Source organism: Parabacteroides caecihominis, from assembly GCF_023656785.1.
Taxonomy (GTDB): Bacteria; Bacteroidota; Bacteroidia; order Bacteroidales; family Tannerellaceae; genus Parabacteroides; species Parabacteroides segnis.
Genome location: NZ_JAMOKS010000008.1, coordinates 38,488 through 60,391, shown reverse-complemented (window position 1 = coordinate 60,391; position 21,904 = coordinate 38,488). Strand labels below are relative to the sequence as shown.

The following is a 21,904-nucleotide window of genomic DNA, read 5'->3' as shown; positions in this document are numbered from 1 at the left end:
GGACGAAGATTTTAAATTGTCTCGTCCTTTAACCGGCTGAGAGACTGCCGGTAGCCGGTACTGATTTCTTCCATCACTTCGGCAACCGTCTCTTCTTTCCTGAACAGGGCGGCGACTTGTCCGATTTCCAGTTCTCCTTCTTCCAGATTGCCTTCGAACATACCCTTCTTGGCTCTGCCTTTACCTAATAAGGCACGCATTTCTTCGACCGATGCGCCCCGCGCTTCGGCTTCTTCTACGGCTGTTGTGAAACCGCCTTTCACCAGGCGGGTGGGGGCGAGCTTTTTCAGCAACAGCTTCGTGTCGCCTTCGTTGAGGCTGAGGCAGAGCTGCTTGAAGTTTTCATGGGCGGAACTTTCGGCGGTCAGTGCGAAACGTGTTCCAACCTGTACACCTTCGGCCCCGAGAGCAAAAGTGGCCAGCATGGCATCACCGGTTCCTATTCCCCCGGCCGCCATGAGCGGAAGGGAAGTGGCACGGCGTACGGCGGGAATCAGGCAAAGTGTGGTTGTTTCTTCCCGTCCGTTATGTCCTCCGGCTTCGAAACCTTCGGCTACAATCGCATCCACACCGGCTTCCTCACATTTGACGGCAAACAGGGAACTGCTCACCACATGGACGACCGTTATGCCGTGTTCTTTCAGGAACGGAGTCCATTTCTTTGGACTTCCCGCAGAGGTGAAAACGATTTTTACTCCCTCTTCGACCATCAGGTTCATCAGGCTTTCGATTTCCGGATACATCAAAGGTACATTAACCCCGAATGGTTTGTCGGTGGCAGCCCGGCATTTCCGGATATGTTCGCGTAATACTTCGGGGTGCATGGAGCCGGCTCCCAACAATCCGAGTCCTCCGGCATTGCTCACCGCCGAAGCCAGCCGCCAGCCGCTGCACCAAACCATTCCACCTTGTATAATAGGATATTTAATACCAAACAATTTACATATTCTGTTCATGGCTAATCTATTTATAATGTTAGGGGAACAAAGTAAAATAAAACTTACCTATCTTTGCGTGTCTGATTCTATAAATAATGTGGATATAAATTAATTCTTACAATATAACAGTTATGAATAAAGCGCTTATGGCTGCCAGTCTGGCAGTAGTTTTAGGAGCCTGCAACTCCTCGAAGAAAAGCGATGTGGCCGATGCCGCACCCAATCCGTTCTTTACAGAATATACGACTCCGTTCGGTGTTCCTCCTTTCGACAAGATAGAAGTGGCTCATTACAAGCCGGCCTTTGAGAAAGGGATGGAAGAACAGAAAAAGGAAATCGACGCTATTGTCAATAACCCGGAAGAACCGACGTTCGAGAATACGATTGTCGCCTTTGACCGCTCAGGTGAATTGTTGACTAAAGTGATGTATGCTTTCAGCGGCCAGTCGAGTGTGAATACGACCGACGAAATACAAGCTCTGGAGCAGGAGTTGTATCCGGTTCTTTCCGCCCATTCGGATGATATCAGCCTGAATCCGGCTCTCTTTACCCGTGTAAAGGCAGTGTACGACAAGCAGGCTTCAATGAATCTGAATAAGGAACAGAAGAAGTTGCTGGAGGAAACCTACAAAGGTTTCGTACGTGGCGGAGCCAATCTCGACGCTGACAAGCAAGCCCGGTTGCGTGAACTGAATGAAAAGATATCTGTTCTGGAGCTGACTTTCGGACAGAACGTACTGAAAGAAACGAATGCCTTCAAACTGGTTGTGGATAACAAAGAGGATTTGGCCGGACTTCCCGAATCGTTGATTGCCGCTGCCGCCGAAACTGCCGCTGCCGATTCAATGGAAGGCAAATGGATTTTCACGCTTCACAATCCGAGCGTAATGCCTTTCCTGCAATATGCCGATAACCGTGCGTTACGGGAAAAGATATTCAAGGCGTATATCAACCGTGGAAACAATAGCAACGGGAATGACAATAAGAACGTTGTCAAAGAACTAGTAGCCGCCCGCCTGGATAAGGCCAAACTGCTGGGTTATGAAGACTTTGCCGCTTTTGTGCTGGATGAGAACATGGCAAAGAACGAGAAGAATGTGTATAACCTGCTTGACCAGATTTGGACTCCGGCGCTGAAAAAAGCGAAGGAAGAACTGGCCGATATCAATGCCGAAATAAAGAAGGAAGGTGGTAACTTCGAAGCCGAAGGTTGGGATTGGCGTTATTATGCAGATAAAGCCCGCCAGGCAAAATTCAATATGGATGAAAACGAAGTCCGCCCTTATCTGGAACTGAACCATGTGCGTGAAGGTGCTTTTTATGTAGCGAATAAGTTGTATGGAATAACCTTTACGGAAATCAAGGATATACCGAAGCCGGACCCGGATGCTTTTGCTTTCGAATGTAAGGATAAGGATGGTTCTTCACTGGGTGTCCTTTATATGGATTTCTATACTCGTCCGGGTAAAGGTGGCGGTGCCTGGTGTGGCGGATACCGTGATCAGAGTTATAAAGATGGAAAGAAGGTGCTGCCGGTCGTTACCACCGTATTTAATTTCAGTAAACCGGCTGCCGGACAACCCGCATTGCTGAGTGCGGATGAGGCAGAAACCGTCTTCCATGAGTTCGGTCATGCGTTGCATGGGTTGTTTGCTGATGTTCATTATACCGGAGTAGCCGGTGTTCCCCGCGACTTTGTGGAATTGCCTTCGCAGGTAATGGAACATTGGGTGTTCGAACCGGAAGTGTTGAAAGTATATGCCAAACATTATCAGACAGGAGAAGTGATTCCGCAGGAACTGGTTGACAAGATTGTGAAAAGCAGCAAATACGGACAGGGTTTTGCTACGGTCGAATATCTGGCCGCTTCCTTGTTGGATATGGATTATCATACCTTGAAAGAACAGCAGCCCGACATGGATATCGAAGCCTTTGAAGCTGAAGCGATGAACAAACGCGGATTAATCCGCCAGATACCTCCGCGCTACCGTACTACTTATTTCGGCCATACGATGGAAGGTGGTTATACTGCCGGATATTACAGCTACATCTGGGCAGAAGTGCTGGATGCCGATGCTTTCGAGGCTTACAAAGAAACCGGCGATATCTTCAACCCCGAGGTTGCTTCCAAATTCCGTAAATATGTCCTTACCCCGGGTGGTATCGATGATGCAATGGATATGTATAAAAACTTCCGTGGCAAAGAGCCGGGCATTGAGCCGTTGCTAAAGAACAGGGGGTTAAAATAAGATTTTTTTATTATCTTTGCGCATGTAACATGCTTAAACAGAACAATATGAAGAAAATGATTATGACAGCCGGCATAGCTGTTGCACTTAGTGCTTGCAGTTCGCCGGAGAAAAAGTCTGAAATCTTAGCTCCAGGGGATATTTTACTAACGGAGTTCACTACTCCGTTCGGAGTTCCTCCTTTCGATAAAATCGAACTGGATGATTATATGCCTGCTTTTAAGGAGGCGATTGCGCAACAACAAAAGGAAGTAGATGATATTGTCGGTCAGACGGCTGCTCCCGATTTTGAGAATACGATTGTTGCCCTTGACCAGAGCGGTAGCCTGCTGCGTAAGGTCAATGCCGTTTTCAGTGGACTGAACAGTGCCAACACAAATGATGAGATGCAGGCGTTAAGCCGTGAGTTGTCTCCGTTATTATCAAAAAACAGTGATGATATCCGTCTGAATAAAGATTTGTTTGCCCGTGTAAAGGCTGTGTATGATAATCGGGAATCTCTGAACCTGAATAAGGAACAGAAGAAGCTGCTGGAAGAAACCTATAAGAGTTTTGTCCGTGGCGGTGCGAACCTGGATGCAGAGCAACAAGCCCGTTTACGTGAACTGAACAGTGAGATATCTATGCTTCAGTTGACATTCGGACAGAATATGTTGAAGGAAACAAACGCTTTCCAATTGGTTATTGAGAATAAAGACGACCTTGCCGGCCTGCCCGAAAGCCTGATACTGAATGCGGAGGTTGCTGCCCGTGCAGCGGGGTTGGAAGGCAAATGGCTTTTCACTTTGCATAATCCGAGCGTGATGCCTTTCTTGCAATATGCCGATAACCGTGCGTTGCGTGAAAAGATTTTCAAAGGTTATATCAACCGTGGAAATAATGGCAATGATGCCGATAACAAAGATGTCGTGCTTAAACTGGTTACGCTTCGCCTGGAAAAAGCGAAGTTGATGGGATATGACGATTATGCCTCTTTCGTCCTGGAAGACCGTATGGCAAAAACGTCGGATAAAGTATATGCTCTGTTGGACGAAATATGGAAACCTGCCCTGGGGAAAGCGAAAGAAGAACTGGCTGATATCAATGCCGAAATAAAAAAGGAAGGCGGCAACTTCGAAGCGGAAGGCTGGGACTGGCGTTATTATTTCGAAAAAGCGAAGAAGGCTAAGTTCGATTTGGATGAAAATCAGGTTCGCCCGTATCTGAAACTGGAGAATGTGCGTGACGGTGCTTTCCTGTTAGCCAATAAATTATATGGTATTACCTTTACACCCATCAAGGAAATACCGTTGCCTCATCCGGATGCACAGGCTTTCGAATGTAAGGATAAAGACGGCACGCATCTGGGTGTTCTTTATATGGACTTCTTCCCGAGAGCCAGCAAACGCGGCGGTGCATGGTGCGGAACCTATCGTTCGCAGACTTATAAAGACGGTAAACGTCAGGGACCGGTCGTAACGATTGTATGTAATTTCTCTCAGCCGGCTCCGGGGCAACCTGCTTTGTTGAGTGCGGATGAAGCGGAAACATTGTTCCATGAGTTCGGACATGGTTTGCATAACTTGTTTAAGGACGTACATTATTATGGTGTATCGGGTGTTCCCCGCGATTTCGTCGAACTGCCTTCACAGGTGATGGAGCATTGGGTGTTCGAACCTGAGTTACTGAAAGAATATGCGAAACATTATGAGACAAACGAAGTGATTCCGGCCGAACTGATTGAAAAGTTGGATAAGAGCGGAAAGTACGGACAGGGCTTTGCTACGACTGAATATCTGGCCGCTTCTTTACTCGATATGGATTTCCATGTATTGAAGGAAGTACATGAGGGTGCAGATGTCATGAAGTTTGAAGAAACTGTTCTGGGTGAACGCGGACTATTGAAACAGATACCTTCCCGTTATCGCACTACTTATTTCAATCACACGATGGGCGGCGGATATACAGCCGGTTATTATAGTTACATCTGGGCCGAAGTCCTGGATGCAGATGCTTACCAGGCTTATAAGGAAACCGGAGATATCTTCAACCAGGAAGTAGCTGCCAAATTCCGTGAATACGTTCTTACCCCTGGCGGTATCGACGACGCAATGGATATGTATAAAAATTTCCGTGGCAAAGAACCGAACACGGAACCGTTGTTGAAGAACAGGGGGTTGAAATAAAGACAAATGTAGCGTCGTTGGTAGGGGCGGTTCGCGAACCGCCTTTACAGGCGCCGTCATAATGAAACAGGCCGGTTCAATATTTTCTATCCATGTATCTCTATAATATAGGACGCATCAAACGTCTCTCCCGGCAGTAAATGTTGCATCCAGTCTCTGTCTTTATATTCCCCGGTGTAGTTAACACGGTCGCAACGGCCATACCAGGGTTCGATACATACGAAGGGTGCGTTCTTTGAGGGAGGCGACCAAAGGCCGACAACAGGGGCTGTGAAATATACCGTCAGATAAGAGCCGCCATCCTGTTTCAGTAAATCCACCCGTTTTACCTGGCTGTTTTCAAGTACTAATGCATCCTTATCGAAAGTATGTATATCCAGGGGCAATAATCCTTCCTTGTCAAGTGAAAGCGGATATTCCTTGTCTCCGATACAACCTTTTTCCTGAATGAGTTTGTAGGAAAGTCCCTCATGCCGGTCGAAGGCAAAGAAGCCTCTTAAGCAGCTGTCTTTATCATAATCAGGATAATAAAAGGCCGGATGCGCTCCAATCTGGAAATGCAGTTCCTCGTCTCCGGTATTTTTCACTGTCCATAAGACTTCTATCTGGTTTCCGGCCAGTTTGTATCCTATCTCCAGACAAAAGGGGAAAGGATATAATTGTAATGTATCCTCATTATCCTGTAGTTGAAACCGCAATTCCGTATCAGTCTCTTTTATCAGTTTAAATTCCTGATCCCGTGCAAAACCGTGTTGTGATAACTTGTAAGTCTTTCCGTTATGGCGATATTCGTTGTTCCATAAACTACCTACGATAGGGAAAAGTACTGGCGAATGGCGTTTCCAGAAGGTTGGATCGGCCTGCCATAAATATTCCTTACCGGTTGCGTTGGCAACGATGCTGCTTAGTTCGGCTCCATGTGATGACACCTGAATGGTGAGCTGATTATTCGATACTGTTTTCTTCATCAGATTTATTTGTTTATGTTATTTTCCGTTTCAGCAAAGTTAATGAACTTATTTTTTGATTCTCACGCTCTTTTATAATAAAACAAAACAGAAAGCGTTAAAAGATCATTGAATAGTTGAAAATATGGAACTACACGAAACAAGATCATTTCTGATAAGTGGTATCGCGACTTTGCTTTGCCTCTGTTTTTCGCTCTCGGTGAAGGCCGGTGAACGGTATACGGATAACTCTGTATTGAGCAAAGGAAACTGGGTGAAAATACAGATTGAGCAGGATGGAATCTACAAACTCACTTATTCTGAATTGAAGAAGATGGGATTTGACGATCCTTCGAAAGTTGCTGTCTATGGATATGGCGGCTGGCCTTTGGAAGAAGATTTCACAAAACCTTATGTGGATGATCTGCCTGCTGTCCCGGTGCTGAGAAAGGATGATTATATCCTTTTTTATGGGCGGGGAACGACGAAATGGGAGTATAAGGAAGTAAAATATACGAATAAAGACAAGAAAAAAGTTTTTGTCCATACTAATAACCCTTATTCTGAATACAGCTATTATTTTCTGACGGACGGGGCAGAAGTTAAAGTCCCGGAGCAAATTAAAAGTAGTGGTAAAACGAGCAGTGAAAGGATAGAAACTTTTGATGACTATTTGCTGCATGAGAAAGATTTGGTTTCGATTAATTTTTCCGGAAGGCAGTTGTTTGAAAAGTTATCTAAGACGGGACAAGTATTTAATGATTTTGGGGATCCGGAAGTGTTAGGTATTATAGAAGGTGATATTAATGCCGATTGCAGGTTTGTAGCACTCACGAAAGTATCTAATAATGTGGTATTGAATGGCCAGGTAGGTGGAAGTGTCCCTATAACGCCGGATGGAAAAAACGATGCATATGTGAAAGGTCAAGAAGTAAATTTTACAGTACAGTATGCTTATAAGTCTGGTGATAAATTGAGTGTTAAATTGGAATATAACAAACAGGAAAAACCGAGCGTTGATGGTTATGTAGATTATATCCGTTTGAATGTCAAACGTCAATTGAAGACTTACAATGAACCATATACATTTTTCCGTTCAATAAAATCCCGGAATCATGCATCCCGATTTGTAATAGAAGGCGCTAATTCAGCCTGTATGGTTATGGATATAACAGATCCTGCAAACTGTAAAATAATAGAAACAGAACTGACCGGCTCTACCATGTCTTTTACTATTCCGGAAAGTAATTCATTGAGAGAATTTGTTTTGATAAGGACTGATCGCACGGATTTTCCTGTCCCTGTCAGTAAAGGTGCGGTTGAGTGCAGGAACCTTCATGGCTGGTCGAATAAAGATATGATTATTATCTCTCCGTCTACTTTACGAAAAGAAGCGGAGAGATTGAAAGAAGCACATGAAACACAAGATGGTTTACGTGTAGAAGTGGTAACACCGGAAGAAATATATAATGAATTTTCAAGTGGAACTCCCGACGCAACAGCCTATAGGAGGTTTATGAAGATGTTGTATGATAAAGCGGCCTCAAAAGAGGATCGTCCGAAATACTTGTTGCTTTTCGGAGATGGTGCTTACGATAACCGTTTTGTTACGGAATCATGGAGTAAGATGAGTGAGAAGGGGAGAGAGAATTTCCTGCTTACCTTTCAGTCAGAAAATTCGTTAAATCAAGAATCTTATGTGACAGATGATTATTTTGGTTTTCTGGATGATGCTTCTAATGGGGAAAGTATAGAATCGTGTCCGGTGGATATAGGGATAGGGCGTTTCCCTATCCGTTCGGTTTCGGATGCCCGGAAGATGGTCAATAAGGTTATTCGCTATATGAATAATGAAGAGCTGGGCATTTGGAAAAGTGAAACTTGTTTTGTGGCAGATGATGGAAGTAATGCGGATAAAACAAACAAACATGCGAATGATCATATGAAATATGCAAATGGAGCAGCTCAAACGGTTGAAGATAAAGCTCCGGATGTTCTGGCAAGCAGATTGTTTTTTGATAATTATGCCAAAGACTATTCTAGTTCAAATTCATATTCGGCCGTAACAGACGAAATGAATAAGAAGTTAAGAGAGGGATTGATGCTGATTAATTATACTGGGCATGGAAGCACGACTTCGTGGTCTGATGAGAATGTTCTTACACAACCGATGATAGATAAATTCTCCTATCCCAAATTACCATTATGGATTACGGCTACCTGTGATTTTTGTCGTTTTGATGCACTGGCAACGTCGGCAGGAGAGAGCATTTTTCTAAATGAAAAAAGTGGAGGCATAGCATTGTATACAACTGTTCGAGTGGCTTACGGTTCTGAGAATGATAGAATAAATAATAGTTTTCTAGGGAAGTTATTCGATCAAAGCTTGTATCCGGCTTTGGGTGATGTGGTCAGAAGTGTTAAGTCTGATAATAAATCATTAGGATCGAAAAACCTAAACTTCACCTTTATTGGTGATCCTGCTTTAAAGTTGACTTTACCTTCCCATAAAATACGTATTAATACGATTAATGGAAAAGATGCGGTTCAGAATTCAACTAATTTCAGAGCTTATGATGAAGTGACTGTAGAGGGAGAGATATTAGCTCCGGATAATTCGATAATTGATAATTTCAACGGAAAGCTGGAAGTGAAAGTGATGGATAGTAAAATCGAAATTACGACGCGGAATAACTTCAGAAATGATACTGCTTTTAAATATACGGATTATAAAAACCTTGTTTATAAAGGTTCAACCCAAGTTCAGAACGGCAAATTCAGCTTCTCTTTTTATGTCCCGGGCAATATTTCTTATTCCGGTAAGGCCGGAAAGATGATTCTGTATGCTTCGGATAGCGAGCAGAAAATAGAAGCAAAAGGTAACTTTACGAATTATAAGGTACAAGGCACTTCTGATGATCCTTTGGACGATCACGAAGGTCCTGAAATAGTAAAACTTTATTTGAACGATTCGACATTTGTGAGTGGTGACAAAGTAAATACGACTCCGTTTTTCTATGCCCGGTTGTGGGATCAGACGGGGGTGGATATAACAGAAGGCGGTGTCGGGCATGATGTGATGCTTATGATAGATAATAAACCTTTTACCAGCTATAATCTGAATTCTTACTATGACAATATATTTGGCCGGAAAGGAGAAGGTGAAGTGAGATTCGGTATTCCGCAATTAAGTGCGGGAATGCATGAGGCTGTCTTTAAAGTTTGGGATGTCATGGGAAATCCAACAACTTACACGTTCCGGTTCGAAGTAGATGAGAGCTTGAAACCTTTCATCACCAATATTGTCGCAACTCCGACACCGGCAAAAGGCAATGTTGAATTCCATCTTACACACAACCGTCCCGAATCCCAGATGAAAGTCGGTATCATGGTCTACGACATTGCAGGCCGGCTGCATTGGAAACATGAGGAGACTGGTTCGTCCGAATTATTCAAAGATTATGTGATAGATTGGGATTTGAGAAATAATTCAGGAAGCCATGTCCGTCCCGGAGTTTATATTTACAGGGCTGCGATAAGCACTAATAATTCAAAGGAGGCAACGGAAGCGAAGAAGATGATTATTTTATGGTGATTTTACTTACATTTGTAGGAAATAAAAACAAACCATGGAAAGTATATATACAGCAGATGAAAACAGATATGCCGGCATGACGTATCGTCGTTGCGGACGTAGCGGTATTTTGTTACCGGCCATTTCTTTGGGGTTATGGCATAACTTCGGAAGTGTGGATGTCTTCAATAATTTTATAAAGATAGCTTATACGGCTTTCGATAACGGCATTACCCATTTTGACCTGGCAAATAATTACGGCCCGGTCTATGGTTCGGCAGAAGAGAACTTCGGTCGGATATTGAAAAAAGGTTTGGGAGCTTACCGCGACGAACTTCTTATTTCGACTAAGGCCGGTTATGATATGTGGCCGGGACCGTATGGAAACTGGGGAAGTCGTAAGTATCTGATGGCAAGTCTTGACCAAAGTCTGAAAAGAATGGGATTGGAGTATGTGGATATCTTCTATTCCCATCGTCCTGATCCGGAAACGCCGATAGAAGAGACGATGGGGGCTTTGGCAGATATCGTTCGCCAGGGGAAAGCGCTGTATGTCGGTATCTCAAATTATAATGCGGAACAGACGGAGAAGGCGTTGGCTGTATTGAAAGAGCATCATGTTCCTTGCTTGATCCATCAGGCCCGTTATTCTATGTTCGATCGTTGGACGGAGCCGGATTTGCTGCCTTTGCTGCAAGAAAAAGGTGTCGGCATGATTGCTTTCTCTCCTTTGGCACAGGGAATGCTTACCAATAAATATCTGCATGGGATACCTGAGAATTCAAGAGCCGCTAAGTCGACCGGCCATTTGCAACGGGAACAGGTGACGGATGATAAGATAAATAAGATTCGTCAGCTACATGAATTGGCAATGGAACGTGGACAGACATTGGCTGAAATGGCTTTGGCATGGTTGCTGAAAGACGACCGTGTAACCAGTGTCCTTGTCGGAGCCAGTTCCGTTGAACAGCTGCTGGATAATCTGAAAGCATTGCGTAATACCGTTTTCACCGATGAAGAGTTAGAGCGGATAGAGTTTATTTTGAAATGAAGCTCCGGATTTATTGATACATTATTATTTATATGACACCATTTTTACAACAGATAGCCTCTTTATTTTATCAGCAATACGGAGCGGAGGTCAGCAGGCTGGCCTTTGTTTTTCCTAACCGCCGAACGGGATTGTTCTTTCAGAAATATCTTTCGGAAGTAGCTGACAAACCGCTTTTCTCCCCGACAATCTTGACCATTAACGATTTGTTTGTACAGTTGAGCGGTAAGCAGACGGCCGACAGAATCAGTATGCTGTTTATGCTGTATGATATTTATGTCCGGCATAGCGGTTCGACAGAAACTTTCGACGAGTTCCTGTACTGGGGAGAAATGTTATTGAACGATTTCGATGATGTCGATAAATACATGGCCGACGCCCGCATGCTGTTTACCAATGTAACGGACTTGCGGGAGATAGAAAATGATTTCAGCTTTCTGGATGCAGAGCAGATTGCCGCTATCCGTACTTTCTGGTCATCGTTTTATCCGAAAGGAGATTCTCCGAATCAGGAAGAGTTTCTTGCCGTGTGGAAAATCTTGTATACATTATATAATGACTTGCGTGACGCATTAGCCGCAGAAGGAAGAGGCTATGAAGGAATGATATTCCGCGAAGTAGTCGAACTGATGGAGCAGAACAACTGTTGTGACCTGCCTTATACGAAGGTTGTCTTTGTCGGACTGAATGCTTTGTCTGTGGCAGAGGAATGTTTTCTGATTCAGTTGCAGAAACAGGGCATTGCCGATTTCTATTGGGATTATGCTTCTGACAAGGTGACCGACCCGAACAACAAAGCCTCTTATTTTGTTGAGCGCAACCTCAAAAACTTCCCTTCTCAATATTCGCTTCCTGCCGAAGAGAAAGTAGATACGGAAATTGAAGTCATCGGTATTCCGTCCGGTATCGGTCAGGCGAAACAGGTCTATACCTTATTAAATGAACTGTGCAAGGAGGATGAGATGTCACCCGAGGATGCATTGCGTACAGCGATCATTCTGCCCGACGAACATTTGCTTATTCCGGTACTGAACGCAATTCCTGAACAGATTCGCCGGATTAATGTGACGATGGGATACCCGTTGGCGGGTACGCCTGTCGCTTCGTTGATGGAATATATTCTTGCGTTACAGAAAAACGTACGCTATGTAGACCGGCAACCGGTCTTTTATTTCCGGGATGTATTACCTATATTGAATCACCGGTATATCAGTTCGACCTGCCCGGAAATAGTGAATGCCCTGGTGAAAGATATTGCGGAAAATAACCGGATATATATTTCTGCTGTTGATTTGGGAAAGACCGATTTGTTGTCGGTCCTCTTTCTCCCGGTGACCGATGTGAATACATTTTCCGATTACCTCATTAATGTCTTGCAGGAGTTGAACAAGGTGATGCACGCCTTGTCGTCCGATGAAGAAGAAGAGGATGCTACACAACGGACCAATGACCTCGAGCAGGAATTTATCTTCCATTATTTCACGACTGTCAACCGGATGAAAGAAATTATGCAGGATGCCGGAATAGAAATGAAGATAGATACCTATTTCCGTCTGCTCAAGCGGGTAACCGATACGATTACCATTCCTTTCCGGGGAGAACCGTTGTCCGGTTTGCAAATTATGGGAGTACTTGAAACCCGTGCACTGGATTTCGACCGACTGATTATCCTTTCCATGAATGAAGGGATTTTCCCGTTGCGTAAGGCGGCAAACTCATTTATCCCGTATAATCTGCGAAGAGGATTCGGATTACCGACCTATGAACATCAGGACAGTGTCTGGGCCTACCATTTTTACCGTTTAATTTATAGGGCGAGCCATGTCAGTTTACTCTATGATACCCGCAGTAACGGTTTACAGACAGGAGAAGTCAGCCGTTTTGTCCATCAATTGCATTATCACTACGAAGTGCCGTTGCAAAACAAACTGGTCGTATATAATGTATCGTCTGCCAAGACTCCGGCTTTGCAGGTGAAGAAGACGGACGAAGTGATGCAGCGCTTGAATGCTTTCCACAAAGGGGGAAACCGGGCTATTTCCGCCAGTGCCGTCAATACGTATCTGGACTGTCCGTTGAAATTCTATTTCTCGGTAGTCGAAGGTATACAGGAAGAAGAAGAGGTTAGCGAAACGATTGAAAGTAACGTGTTCGGTAGCATCTTGCATAAGGTAATGGAAGAACTCTATATGCCTCTCTGTGGAAAGATAGTGACAGCCGACCTGCTGAAAGCAATTAAGAAAGATACGCCTGTCCTGACGGGTGCCATCGCCCGGGCATTTGCAGAAATTTTCTTTATGTCGGACGTCGTACGTCCTCTGACGGGGCAGAACTTCCTGATAGGCGAGATGATTCGGAAATATGTGGAGAAGATATTGGAACGTGACAGTAAACTGACGCCTTTCCGGTATATTGAATCGGAAAGGAAGATTAACCGTCTGTTTACGTTGGGTGACAACCGGACAGAGATTCAGCTGAAAGGTTTTATCGACCGTATTGACGAGGTGCGTGATGCGGTTCGTATTATCGACTATAAGAGTGGGAGCGGAACATCTGTTTTCACTTCGGTCGAAAGCTTGTTCGATAAGGAAGATAAAGACCGTGCCAAAGCCGTAATGCAGGTTTTCATGTATTCGTGGATGCTTGGAGCCGCTCCTGCAGGAAAGACAATTCAGCCGGGAATCTATTATATGCGTACGCTTTTCTCCGACTCGTTCGACGCCTCAGTCAGCAGACGCATTGAACGGACGAAAACGGAACCGGTAACCGATTTCTCGGCATATTCCGAAGCGTTTGAAGGAGAATTGCGCCGTTGTCTGGATGAGATATTCGGACGTGAAACACCGTTTACACAGACAACAACGGAAAAAGCCTGTGCCTGGTGTCCTTTCAAAGATATCTGTGGAAAATAGTACAGGTCAGAACAGGAAACCGAGTGAGAAACTCATCATATTAGTCCGTTTGTCGATCGAGATGTTTCTTTCAATCGGGTTTTGCGAGGATTTGTCTTTGAAATCGGATTCGACTTTGTTGAGTCCGAATTCATAGGTGAATTCGAAAAAGAGCCTCCAGATGCTGACACCCAACCCGGTGGCAATACCCAACTCAAACGGGGTGCTGTCGTTGATGTATTCATTCGTGACCTCAGAGAAATGTGTCGTATAGCGTACCTTATAATTATACTTCACTTTAGGGCCTACCATCATACTGAGGGCATAAGGTCCTTCTTTGACAAGGTAATAGCCAATCATAACAGGCATTTCGAGTGAGGTGGTTTTTAATTGAAGCAGGTCTGTTTCCGGTGTATTGCTATCGGCTAAGTTGGACTCGGTATTTTGTGGCATGGAGAAAAGAATGTCTCCTTTCGTGTGATACCATGACAGGTCCGGCTGGATAAAGAAACGGTCGATATTGATTCTGCAAAAGACAGAAGCCTGATAGCCCACCTTATATTGCAGGCGGATATTCTCTGCTTTGACATCATCTATTGTAAGCGAATTAACGATTGGAAACGTAGAGTTGACACCAACCTTTGCTCCGAAGTTAAACGCTTTGTCCTCAATCTGTATAAATTTCTGCGCGTTGGCTGATATACAGAGAAAAAACACAGGCAATAGAAGAAGTATCTTTTTCATACGTTTATTTTTTCTTTTTTACAGACCAGCCGAATTTACCGACAAATTCACCTAATCCATAATATTTCCCATGTGAATAAGCTAGCAGGTCGGCTCGTTGCATATCGAATGCTCCCGTTTGCGGGTCCAGGTATTTATCATCTGCCTGAACATTCAGGACGTCGGCAATAAACATATCGTGACTGCCCAAAGCAATCACTTCCTTGATCCGGCATTCAATGCAAAGAGGTGCTTCTTCGATAGTGGGACAGTTTACTAACGTGGCTTTACCCGGTGTCAGTCCCATTTCTTCAAACTTATGATGCCCTTTACCTGAATTGACACCGCACCAGTCGGTGGCATAGGCCAGTTCGCGTGTTGTCAGGTTGATGACGAACTCCATATTCTTTTTCAGTATGGGATAAGAGTGACGTTCGGGACGTACGGATATATAACACATGGGTGGATTGGTACAGATTGTACCGACCCACGCCACCGTTATAATATTGTATTCTGAAGGTTCGCTGCCACAACTAACCATTACGGCGGGTAAAGGATAAATCATGGTACCGGGCTTCCAGTCTTGCTTCATATGAATTAAAAATTGAGAATTGAAAATTGAAAATTGAGAAGAGAAGAAACTAATTCTCAATTTTCAATTTTCAATTATTTAATAATGATGTCTTCCTTATTGATTTTACGTTCACAATAACGACATTTGATTGTTCCTTTTTCTTTGTCTATTACTTCGAAACGGCTCGGCATCGGTTCGTTATTGGTGATACATTTCGGGTTGTTGCATTTAACCAATCCAACCAGTTCGTCCGGCAATGTAACTGTTTTCTTTTCCACAACTTCATAATCACGGATAATGTTCAGGATTACTTTGGGAGCAATCAGGGCAATGCGGTTGATTTCGTCTTCTTCAAAAAACTTGTTGGATATTTTAATCACGCCTTTGCATCCCATTTTTTTACTTTGGAAATTGTTTCCGATCGTGATTGTGTTATCCATATTTTCAAGTCCCAACAATTTGGCCACTTTAAATAATTGGCTGGGGGGGATATGGTCGATAGCAGTTCCGTTCTCCAGAGCGGCAACCTGCAATTCTCTTTTCTTTTCTACTGACATGACTGATTAATCTTCAATTGATAAATTAAGAACTTCACAAATAATTGCCTGACGGGCGAACAATCCGTTACGTGCCTGCTGGATATAGTAGGCTTTCGGATTATCATCCACATCGTAAGCGATTTCGTTTACGCGGGGCAGGGGATGAAGGATACGAAGGTTTTCACGGCTTCCTTCGAGCATCTTATTGCGCAGGATATACACATTCTTTACTCGTTCGTATTCTTCCAGGTCGGTAAAGCGTTCGCGCTGTACGCGGGTCATGTAAAGAATATCGGACTGGTTGATAACATCTTCATCGAATGTCGTATGTTCGTAATATTTGATGCCGTGCTCGTCGCAGAAATTCTTGTATTCGTCCGGCATGCGAAGTTCGTCCGGAGCCACGAAATGAAAAGTTGGATTAAAATGTGACATGCCGACAATCAGCGAATGCACTGTCCGTCCGTATTTCAGGTCGCCCACCATGGTAATGTTCAGGTCGGTCAGTTTTCCCTGTGTCTTTTGAATGGAGTATAAATCGAGCATAGTCTGCGAGGGATGCTGATTGGCACCGTCGCCCGCATTGATGATAGGTATGTCCGTTACTTCGGATGCATAACGGGCAGCGCCTTCCAGATGATGTCTCATAATGATCAGGTCGACATAATTGCTGACCATCAGGATGGTATCTTTCAGCGTTTCCCCTTTGGAAGAACTGGTGGTAGAAGCATCCTGAAATCCGATCACTCGTCCGCCCAGGCGGTTGACAGCTGTTTCGAAACTTAATCGCGTGCGTGTAGAGGGTTCAAAAAACAGGGTGGCAGCCACTTTGCCTTCCAGTAGCTTTCGGTTCGGATTTTCCTCAAACTTCCTGGCGTTATCCAGAATACGAAGAATGTCCTCTTTGGAACATTGATCGATAGAAACTAAACTTTTACTTTTCATTTTGTGTATAATCTGTCTTTCTTGCAAAAGTATAAAAAAAGCGGAGACTGAATAGCCTCCGCTTGTATTTATTTCAGATATTCTGCCAGCTTCGTCGGAAGGTAGAATGTATTGTTCTTATCTACATAAACTACAACCGAGTTGAGCCGGACTTCTTCCTGTCCTTTTTTACCGATTGTGATGATATTGCTGAACGGGGTGATGTTGATTTGTTTCTTTTTATTTTTCACGACCAGAGAGGGAGAACCTTTTTCGTCTTTTGCCGGGATAATCTCACATTTATAGTCTTCAAATACCTCTGTGTGAGGAGCGAAGTTCTCTTCTGTCAGTTCGTCCAGTTTGTCACGGTCCATGCCGAACAGGGCGCACAGATATGCGTTTAGTTCGATGTTGGTGTGCATACCGATGGGAAGGCTGGCTTTGTCCGGGTGGTAAGCTGCCAGGAAAACATCTTCGCCAGTGTGTCCGCCGGTTGTAAATCCGAAACAGGTTTTTGATGTAAGCAGCTTAGACATGAAAGAGGTTAGCGAACCGCTGTAGAGGGAGCCTTTGCCTTCGGTAGTACGTTCATTTTTGGGAATCGGACTGTTCTTGTAATCTTTGCAATGATTCAATGCATCCAGTTCTTCCGGACTCAGTTCGAAACCTGCATATTCGCGGAAGATGTTCTGTACTTCGGAGTTGGGTTCACTGTTTACTTTCTTGGCGAAACCTTCTGCCGTCAGTTTATAGAGAGAGAATTGGTGGAACAGTTGATCTTTTGTCAGTTTATCATAACCTCCGCAAGAATAACGGCCGATGCTGATACCGCTGTTCCCGTGGTCGGGAACCATGATAACGGCTGTTTCTCCGTTCTGACGGGCAAATTCAAGTGCGGCACCGCAGGCACGGTCGTAAGCCAGCATATCTGTTGCCATACCGACAGGGTCGTTTGCATGGGCAGCCCAGTCTACTTTACTGCCTTCTACCATCAGGAAGAAACCTTCCGGGTTTTTAGACAGTTTCTTGATGGCGATACGTGTCATTTCTTCCAGGTCCGGTTGCTGGGCCGGGTCGCGGTCGATGTCGTAAGCCATTTCGCGGTCACCGAATAAGGCCCACATATTGTCACCGCTGTAGTTACGCATACCGCTGATGTCGTTTTTAAACACACCATATCCGTTACCTTTCAGATAAGCTTCGCTTTCTTCCGGAAGAAGGGATGCGCCACCACCGATTACAACATTCAGGTCGTTGTGAGCCATTTGCGGAGCAATCCATTCGTATTTACCGCGGTTGTAGCTGTGGGCAGAGCAGTCTGCCGGTGTTGCATGCGGAAATTCGCAGGTGAAAACAAGACCGGTCGATTTGCCCTGTGTCATCTTAGCAGCTTCCAAAACGGTGGTAAGCGGCTGGAAAGCGCGTTCGGGGTCGGTCGGGTAGATATCATTGTCTCCGTCGTGTTCCGGATAAGTAGATACATAACCGGTACGGCTCGGATAGCCGGTCATGTAGCAGGAAGTTGTCGGAGCGGAATCACCGATAGGGGCATTTGAAGAGTGGGTACGTACGGTTCCGCATAGATACGGGTCCAGGTTCAGATTAGGTTTGTCGGGGTTTGTGTACCATTGCAACCAGCGTGCCATAGAAACGGTAGCCAGTGAAGTTCCGTCCGGTATCAGAAGAATAACATTCTTGACCGGTTTTACGTTTTCTACATCCGCAGCTTTTGCCGGCATGATGATGATTGCCAGTAGAAGCAGAAAAGTAATCGTCTTTTTCATGTGCTTGTATGTTTATAAATTAATGTAATTGAATAATCTCTTCTTCGAAAAGTGTCAGTTTTTCCAATCCTGTTTCTGTCACCAGGAAACTGTTTTCAATGCCGACGGCTCCCACGCCCGGAATAACGAATTTGGGTTCGAGGGCAAATACCATGTTCGGTTGCAGTTCTTCTTTGGAGCGGGGCGTCAGTACCGGTAGTTCGTTGATTTGGATACCTATGCCGTGTCCTACGAATTTGGCCTGTTGCTTGGTTCCCATAAAGTTGGCGGCCAGCCCTTCTTTTTCGGCAATGCCGGCAGCGATAGTATACAGTTCCGAACAAACGACACCCGGACGGGCTGTGTTTTCGATTTCATTTTGTATTGTCAGGGCTACCTGATGGGCGCGGTAGGCTTCTTCGGTCAGTTTGCCGACAGAGAATACGCGGGTCATATCCGTCATATAAGAGGTATAGTTTCCGGCCATATCGACCATGATAGCCGTGCCTTCTTTTAGGACCGTGCCGTTGGCTCCGAGCGGGCAGGAGGCATCCATGCCATTGCCACCCAAGGCGAAGTCGAAAGGAGAAGGGGCTTCGGCGTTTTCACCGGCCAGTATGCTTCCCATAAAAATATCCATATTAGCACCGAATGCACGGAATAGTCCGATGGAACCGTTCTGGCGCATGCGTTTTTCTATTTCGTACTGAAATTCGAGATCGGTCATTCCCGGACGGAAACATTCCGTAACTTCAGCGTATGTCTTGGCATGTTTTGCCGCCGAGATACGAAACTGGGCAATTTCCCACGGTGTTTTAATTTCACGCAAGGTCCGCATCAATGTAGTTGCATTGCCGGTTTCTTTGGGATTGAAAATTGATTGCAGGCGGATATAATCGTTGTATGTCAGCTCATCGGCTTCAAGGAGCAGCTTTTCCGGCATTTTTATTCCGCGGGCAGCGAATATCTCGGCTATTTGCTCCGGTTTGCGGATATATTCGATTTGGTTGTTGCTTAATCCGTTAGGGCGTTTGACGAAGAACCAGGGCGTGCCTTCTACGGGCAGATAAAAATATCCGCTATATACACGTCCGGTTGTATAATACAGGTTTACATCTACACTTAGCAGGCATGCATCCGCATTTATCTTTTGCATTGCCTGTTGCATACGACCCCATTTCAATTGCAGATCGCCGGTCAATTCTTTTTGTATCATCTCCAACTTTTATTTTTATGTGGCATCAAAGATATTAAATTATTGCCGGGAAAAGGATGAATAGATTATTAAATCTTGATTAAATAATTAAAGTGTAAATTATATATTGTATCATATATTATGATATTATATTCGTATAATATATGATAATACAATATCATAATATATGAGAATTTTTATGATATATCTTTTTTAGATTTTTTAGTTTTGTCATCTTCTGTTTTTATTTTCAATCGTATCACAAATATCGGAGGAATAATTATCCCGACAAAATTCTTTTTATATCTTTGAGCGGATTCTAACTTATATAAAATAAAACTATGGTACTAATTGTTTCTATTGTTGTTCTGGTCCTTTTGGCCTTGTGGATAATCTCGTTGTATAATTCGTTGGTGAAATTGCGGAATAACCGGGAAAATGCGTTTGCGGATATCGATGTACAGCTGAAACAGCGGCACGATTTGATTCCCCAGCTGGTTTCGACGGTAAAAGGATATGCCGCCCATGAAAAGGATACGCTTGAACGGGTTATCAATGCTCGTAACGGTGCGATGGGCGCCCATACGATTGACGAAAAGATTAAAGCGGAAAATGCATTGAGTTCAGCCTTGGCCGGATTGAAGATTACGCTGGAAGCTTATCCGGATCTGAAAGCGAACCAAAATTTCCTTCAGTTGCAGGAAGAGATTGCCGACCTGGAAAATAAACTCTCAGCTGTCAGACGTTATTTCAATTCGGCTACTAAAGAATTGAATAATGCGGTAGAGACATTCCCTTCCAACCTGATTGCCGGCATGTTCGGGTTCCATAAAGAGATCATGTTTGATTTGGGTACGCAGCGTGCAACGCTTGAAGAAGCTCCTAAAATTGAGTTTTAAGTATGCAATACGTTGGGATACAAACGCAGAAGAGCCGGAATAATTTTCGCTCCCTGCTTTTGCTCTGTCTTTTTCCGTTGTTGGTTTGTGTGCTGGTGCTGCTTTTTTGTTATCTGTATGTGATGTTTTCGGGTGCAAGTAACCAGGTACAGGGCGAAGTTACCCTTACTCAGTTAGCGATGGGTGTTTTTGTTCAAATCGCCCCGTATGTGCTGGGAGGTGTATTGGTCTGGTTCCTGATCGCTTACTTTGCCAATACCAGTATTATCAATTCGGCAACCGGTTCCATACCATTGAGTCGTCAGGAAAATAAGCGGGTGTACAATCTGGTGGAAAATCTTTGTATGAGCCAGGGAATGAAAATGCCCCGGATTAATGTGATCAATGATAATTCCCTGAATGCTTTCGCCAGCGGGATCAATGAACGGACTTATACAGTAACGCTTTCCAGAGGAATCATCAATAAGCTGGACGATCAGGAACTGGAAGCGGTAATAGCCCATGAGTTGTCGCATATCCGTAACCATGATGTGCGGTTGCTTATTATATCGATCGTCTTTGTCGGTATTTTTGCTATGGTTGCACAGATAGCTATGCGTACGGCCTATTATTCTTCTTTTTCCGGAAGAAAAAACGATAAGAATGGGGCCGCTTTGCTGATCGTACTCGTTTTGCTGGTGGCTGCGATTGGTTATTTCTTTTCCATTTTGATGCGGTTTGCTATTTCGCGTAAAAGGGAATATCTAGCGGATGCCGGTTCGGCAGAGATGACGAAGAATCCGCTAGCCTTGGCAAGTGCGTTGAGGAAGATATCGGTTGATCCGGACATCGAGGCGGTGAAGCGTGATGATGTCGCCCAGTTGTTTATCCAGCATCCCGGAAAACAAGCTGAGAGTGCTTTGAGCGGAATGAGCGGTTTGTTTGCGACGCATCCGCCGATTGAAAAGCGTATTCAGATTCTGGAACAATTTTAATGGAAACAGATGGATATATTATTAATCATAATAGGAGCGATTTGTCTGTTGGTTGGGTTTGCCGGTTGTTTTCTGCCGGTCCTTCCCGGACCACCGTTGTCGTATCTGGGGGTGATACTGCTTCATTTTACAAATAGAATACAGTTTACTGTAACCCAACTGGTGATATGGGGTGTGTTGGTTATTGTCGTACAGTTGCTGGACTATCTGACACCAGTGTTGGGCACTAAATACGGTGGAGGCAGTAAATGGGGAAATTGGGGATGTGTCATCGGAACCGTAGCCGGAATATTCCTGTTCCCGCCCTGGGGAATTTTATTCGGTCCGTTTGCCGGAGCAGTGATCGGCGAATTGTTGGGAGGAAAGAAATCAATGGAAGCTTTTAAAGCTGGGATAGGAGCTTTTATCGGATTCTTGTTAAGTGTTGTCGTAAAGATGGCTCTTTGCGGGTATTTTGTTTATTGTTTTATCAGTGCTTTGATATAAAACGAGGACGTT

16 protein-coding genes are annotated in these 21,904 nt (G+C 44.4%); 8 read left to right on the top strand and 8 right to left on the bottom strand.

The features are described 5' to 3' along the window. Positions 1 to 11: 11 nt before the first annotated feature. On the bottom strand, positions 12 to 956 hold the full coding sequence (locus NBH14_RS08165; RefSeq protein ID WP_186960715.1) for an NAD(P)H-dependent flavin oxidoreductase: 945 nt from the start codon (positions 954 to 956) through the stop codon (positions 12 to 14). Positions 957 to 1,069: 113 nt separating this feature from the next. On the opposite strand from NBH14_RS08165, the gene NBH14_RS08160 reads away from it, so the two are divergent. Together NBH14_RS08160 and NBH14_RS08155 are read left to right on the top strand one after the other, a co-directional pair. Then, positions 1,070 to 3,187, top strand: coding sequence for a M3 family metallopeptidase (locus tag NBH14_RS08160; RefSeq protein WP_186960714.1), 2,118 nt, complete (start codon positions 1,070 to 1,072; stop codon positions 3,185 to 3,187). A gap of 47 nt (positions 3,188 to 3,234) precedes the next feature. Next, complete coding sequence (locus NBH14_RS08155; protein WP_186960713.1) at positions 3,235 to 5,352, top strand: M3 family metallopeptidase; 2,118 nt, start codon at positions 3,235 to 3,237, stop codon at positions 5,350 to 5,352. A gap of 86 nt (positions 5,353 to 5,438) precedes the next feature. Here the strand turns inward: NBH14_RS08155 and NBH14_RS08150 are convergent, their stop codons facing one another. After that, on the bottom strand, positions 5,439 to 6,320 hold the full coding sequence (locus NBH14_RS08150; RefSeq protein WP_186960712.1) for an aldose 1-epimerase family protein: 882 nt from the start codon (positions 6,318 to 6,320) through the stop codon (positions 5,439 to 5,441). Between the two features lie 124 nt (positions 6,321 to 6,444). Between NBH14_RS08150 and porU the strand changes: the two genes are divergently transcribed. Genes porU through NBH14_RS08135 form a run of 3 tightly spaced genes read left to right on the top strand, consistent with a single transcriptional unit; the run spans position 6,445 to position 13,836 of the window. Beyond that, on the top strand, positions 6,445 to 9,894 hold the full coding sequence (porU, locus tag NBH14_RS08145; protein WP_186960711.1) for a type IX secretion system sortase PorU: 3,450 nt from the start codon (positions 6,445 to 6,447) through the stop codon (positions 9,892 to 9,894). Between the two features lie 34 nt (positions 9,895 to 9,928). After that, positions 9,929 to 10,924, top strand: coding sequence for an L-glyceraldehyde 3-phosphate reductase (gene mgrA, locus NBH14_RS08140; protein ID WP_186960710.1), 996 nt, complete (start codon positions 9,929 to 9,931; stop codon positions 10,922 to 10,924). Between the two features lie 32 nt (positions 10,925 to 10,956). Then, entirely contained in the window at positions 10,957 to 13,836 is a 2,880-nt protein-coding gene (locus NBH14_RS08135) for a PD-(D/E)XK nuclease family protein (protein ID WP_186960709.1), read from the top strand. A 6-nt stretch (positions 13,837 to 13,842) separates the two neighbouring features. Here the strand turns inward: NBH14_RS08135 and NBH14_RS08130 are convergent, their stop codons facing one another. From NBH14_RS08130 to NBH14_RS08105, 6 genes are all read right to left on the bottom strand, one after another. Further along, positions 13,843 to 14,559 carry a porin family protein gene (locus NBH14_RS08130; RefSeq protein ID WP_007659285.1) on the bottom strand — a complete coding sequence of 239 codons (717 nt, stop codon included), beginning with the start codon at positions 14,557 to 14,559 and terminating at the stop codon, positions 13,843 to 13,845. A gap of 4 nt (positions 14,560 to 14,563) precedes the next feature. After that, on the bottom strand, positions 14,564 to 15,130 hold the full coding sequence (locus NBH14_RS08125) for a flavin reductase family protein (RefSeq protein WP_128135240.1): 567 nt from the start codon (positions 15,128 to 15,130) through the stop codon (positions 14,564 to 14,566). A gap of 74 nt (positions 15,131 to 15,204) precedes the next feature. Next, positions 15,205 to 15,669: an aspartate carbamoyltransferase regulatory subunit gene (gene pyrI, locus NBH14_RS08120; protein ID WP_007659289.1), complete on the bottom strand. Its 465-nt coding sequence runs from the start codon at positions 15,667 to 15,669 to the stop codon at positions 15,205 to 15,207. Between the two features lie 6 nt (positions 15,670 to 15,675). After that, positions 15,676 to 16,596 carry an aspartate carbamoyltransferase gene (pyrB, locus tag NBH14_RS08115; protein ID WP_007659291.1) on the bottom strand — a complete coding sequence of 307 codons (921 nt, stop codon included), beginning with the start codon at positions 16,594 to 16,596 and terminating at the stop codon, positions 15,676 to 15,678. 68 nt (positions 16,597 to 16,664) lie between these two features. Further along, positions 16,665 to 18,359 (bottom strand): alkaline phosphatase, encoded by a 1,695-nt coding sequence (locus NBH14_RS08110; RefSeq protein ID WP_186960708.1) that lies wholly within the window; start codon positions 18,357 to 18,359, stop codon positions 16,665 to 16,667. 19 nt (positions 18,360 to 18,378) lie between these two features. Next, entirely contained in the window at positions 18,379 to 19,554 is a 1,176-nt protein-coding gene (locus NBH14_RS08105) for a M24 family metallopeptidase (RefSeq protein ID WP_186960707.1), read from the bottom strand. 320 nt (positions 19,555 to 19,874) lie between these two features. Between NBH14_RS08105 and NBH14_RS08100 the strand changes: the two genes are divergently transcribed. The 3 genes from NBH14_RS08100 to NBH14_RS08090 are packed head-to-tail and all read left to right on the top strand — an operon-like array spanning position 19,875 to position 21,892. Further along, the gene (locus NBH14_RS08100; RefSeq protein ID WP_186960706.1) at positions 19,875 to 20,432 is read left to right on the top strand and encodes a LemA family protein; all 558 of its coding nucleotides are present in this window, start codon (positions 19,875 to 19,877) and stop codon (positions 20,430 to 20,432) included. Between the two features lie 2 nt (positions 20,433 to 20,434). Beyond that, positions 20,435 to 21,406: a M48 family metallopeptidase gene (locus NBH14_RS08095; RefSeq protein WP_186960705.1), complete on the top strand. Its 972-nt coding sequence runs from the start codon at positions 20,435 to 20,437 to the stop codon at positions 21,404 to 21,406. Positions 21,407 to 21,415: 9 nt separating this feature from the next. Next, positions 21,416 to 21,892: a DUF456 domain-containing protein gene (locus NBH14_RS08090; protein ID WP_186960704.1), complete on the top strand. Its 477-nt coding sequence runs from the start codon at positions 21,416 to 21,418 to the stop codon at positions 21,890 to 21,892. Positions 21,893 to 21,904: the final 12 nt, after the last annotated feature.

Bases quoted from the DNA above. Each gene is read 5' to 3' on its own strand.
- NBH14_RS08100 (WP_186960706.1), top strand. From the start codon at position 19,875: ATGGTACTAATTGTTTCTATTGTTGTTCTGGTCCTTTTGGCCTTGTGG.
- porU (WP_186960711.1), top strand. From the start codon at position 6,445: ATGGAACTACACGAAACAAGATCATTTCTGATAAGTGGTATCGCGACT.
- NBH14_RS08160 (WP_186960714.1), top strand. From the start codon at position 1,070: ATGAATAAAGCGCTTATGGCTGCCAGTCTGGCAGTAGTTTTAGGAGCC.
- pyrI (WP_007659289.1), bottom strand. From the start codon at position 15,669: ATGTCAGTAGAAAAGAAAAGAGAATTGCAGGTTGCCGCTCTGGAGAAC.
- NBH14_RS08150 (WP_186960712.1), bottom strand. From the start codon at position 6,320: ATGAAGAAAACAGTATCGAATAATCAGCTCACCATTCAGGTGTCATCA.
- NBH14_RS08105 (WP_186960707.1), bottom strand. From the start codon at position 19,554: ATGATACAAAAAGAATTGACCGGCGATCTGCAATTGAAATGGGGTCGT.
- NBH14_RS08090 (WP_186960704.1), top strand. From the start codon at position 21,416: ATGGATATATTATTAATCATAATAGGAGCGATTTGTCTGTTGGTTGGG.
- NBH14_RS08135 (WP_186960709.1), top strand. From the start codon at position 10,957: ATGACACCATTTTTACAACAGATAGCCTCTTTATTTTATCAGCAATAC.
- NBH14_RS08095 (WP_186960705.1), top strand. From the start codon at position 20,435: ATGCAATACGTTGGGATACAAACGCAGAAGAGCCGGAATAATTTTCGC.
- NBH14_RS08155 (WP_186960713.1), top strand. From the start codon at position 3,235: ATGAAGAAAATGATTATGACAGCCGGCATAGCTGTTGCACTTAGTGCT.
- NBH14_RS08130 (WP_007659285.1), bottom strand. From the start codon at position 14,559: ATGAAAAAGATACTTCTTCTATTGCCTGTGTTTTTTCTCTGTATATCA.
- NBH14_RS08125 (WP_128135240.1), bottom strand. From the start codon at position 15,130: ATGAAGCAAGACTGGAAGCCCGGTACCATGATTTATCCTTTACCCGCC.
- pyrB (WP_007659291.1), bottom strand. From the start codon at position 16,596: ATGAAAAGTAAAAGTTTAGTTTCTATCGATCAATGTTCCAAAGAGGAC.
- NBH14_RS08165 (WP_186960715.1), bottom strand. From the start codon at position 956: ATGAACAGAATATGTAAATTGTTTGGTATTAAATATCCTATTATACAA.
- NBH14_RS08110 (WP_186960708.1), bottom strand. From the start codon at position 18,359: ATGAAAAAGACGATTACTTTTCTGCTTCTACTGGCAATCATCATCATG.
- mgrA (WP_186960710.1), top strand. From the start codon at position 9,929: ATGGAAAGTATATATACAGCAGATGAAAACAGATATGCCGGCATGACG.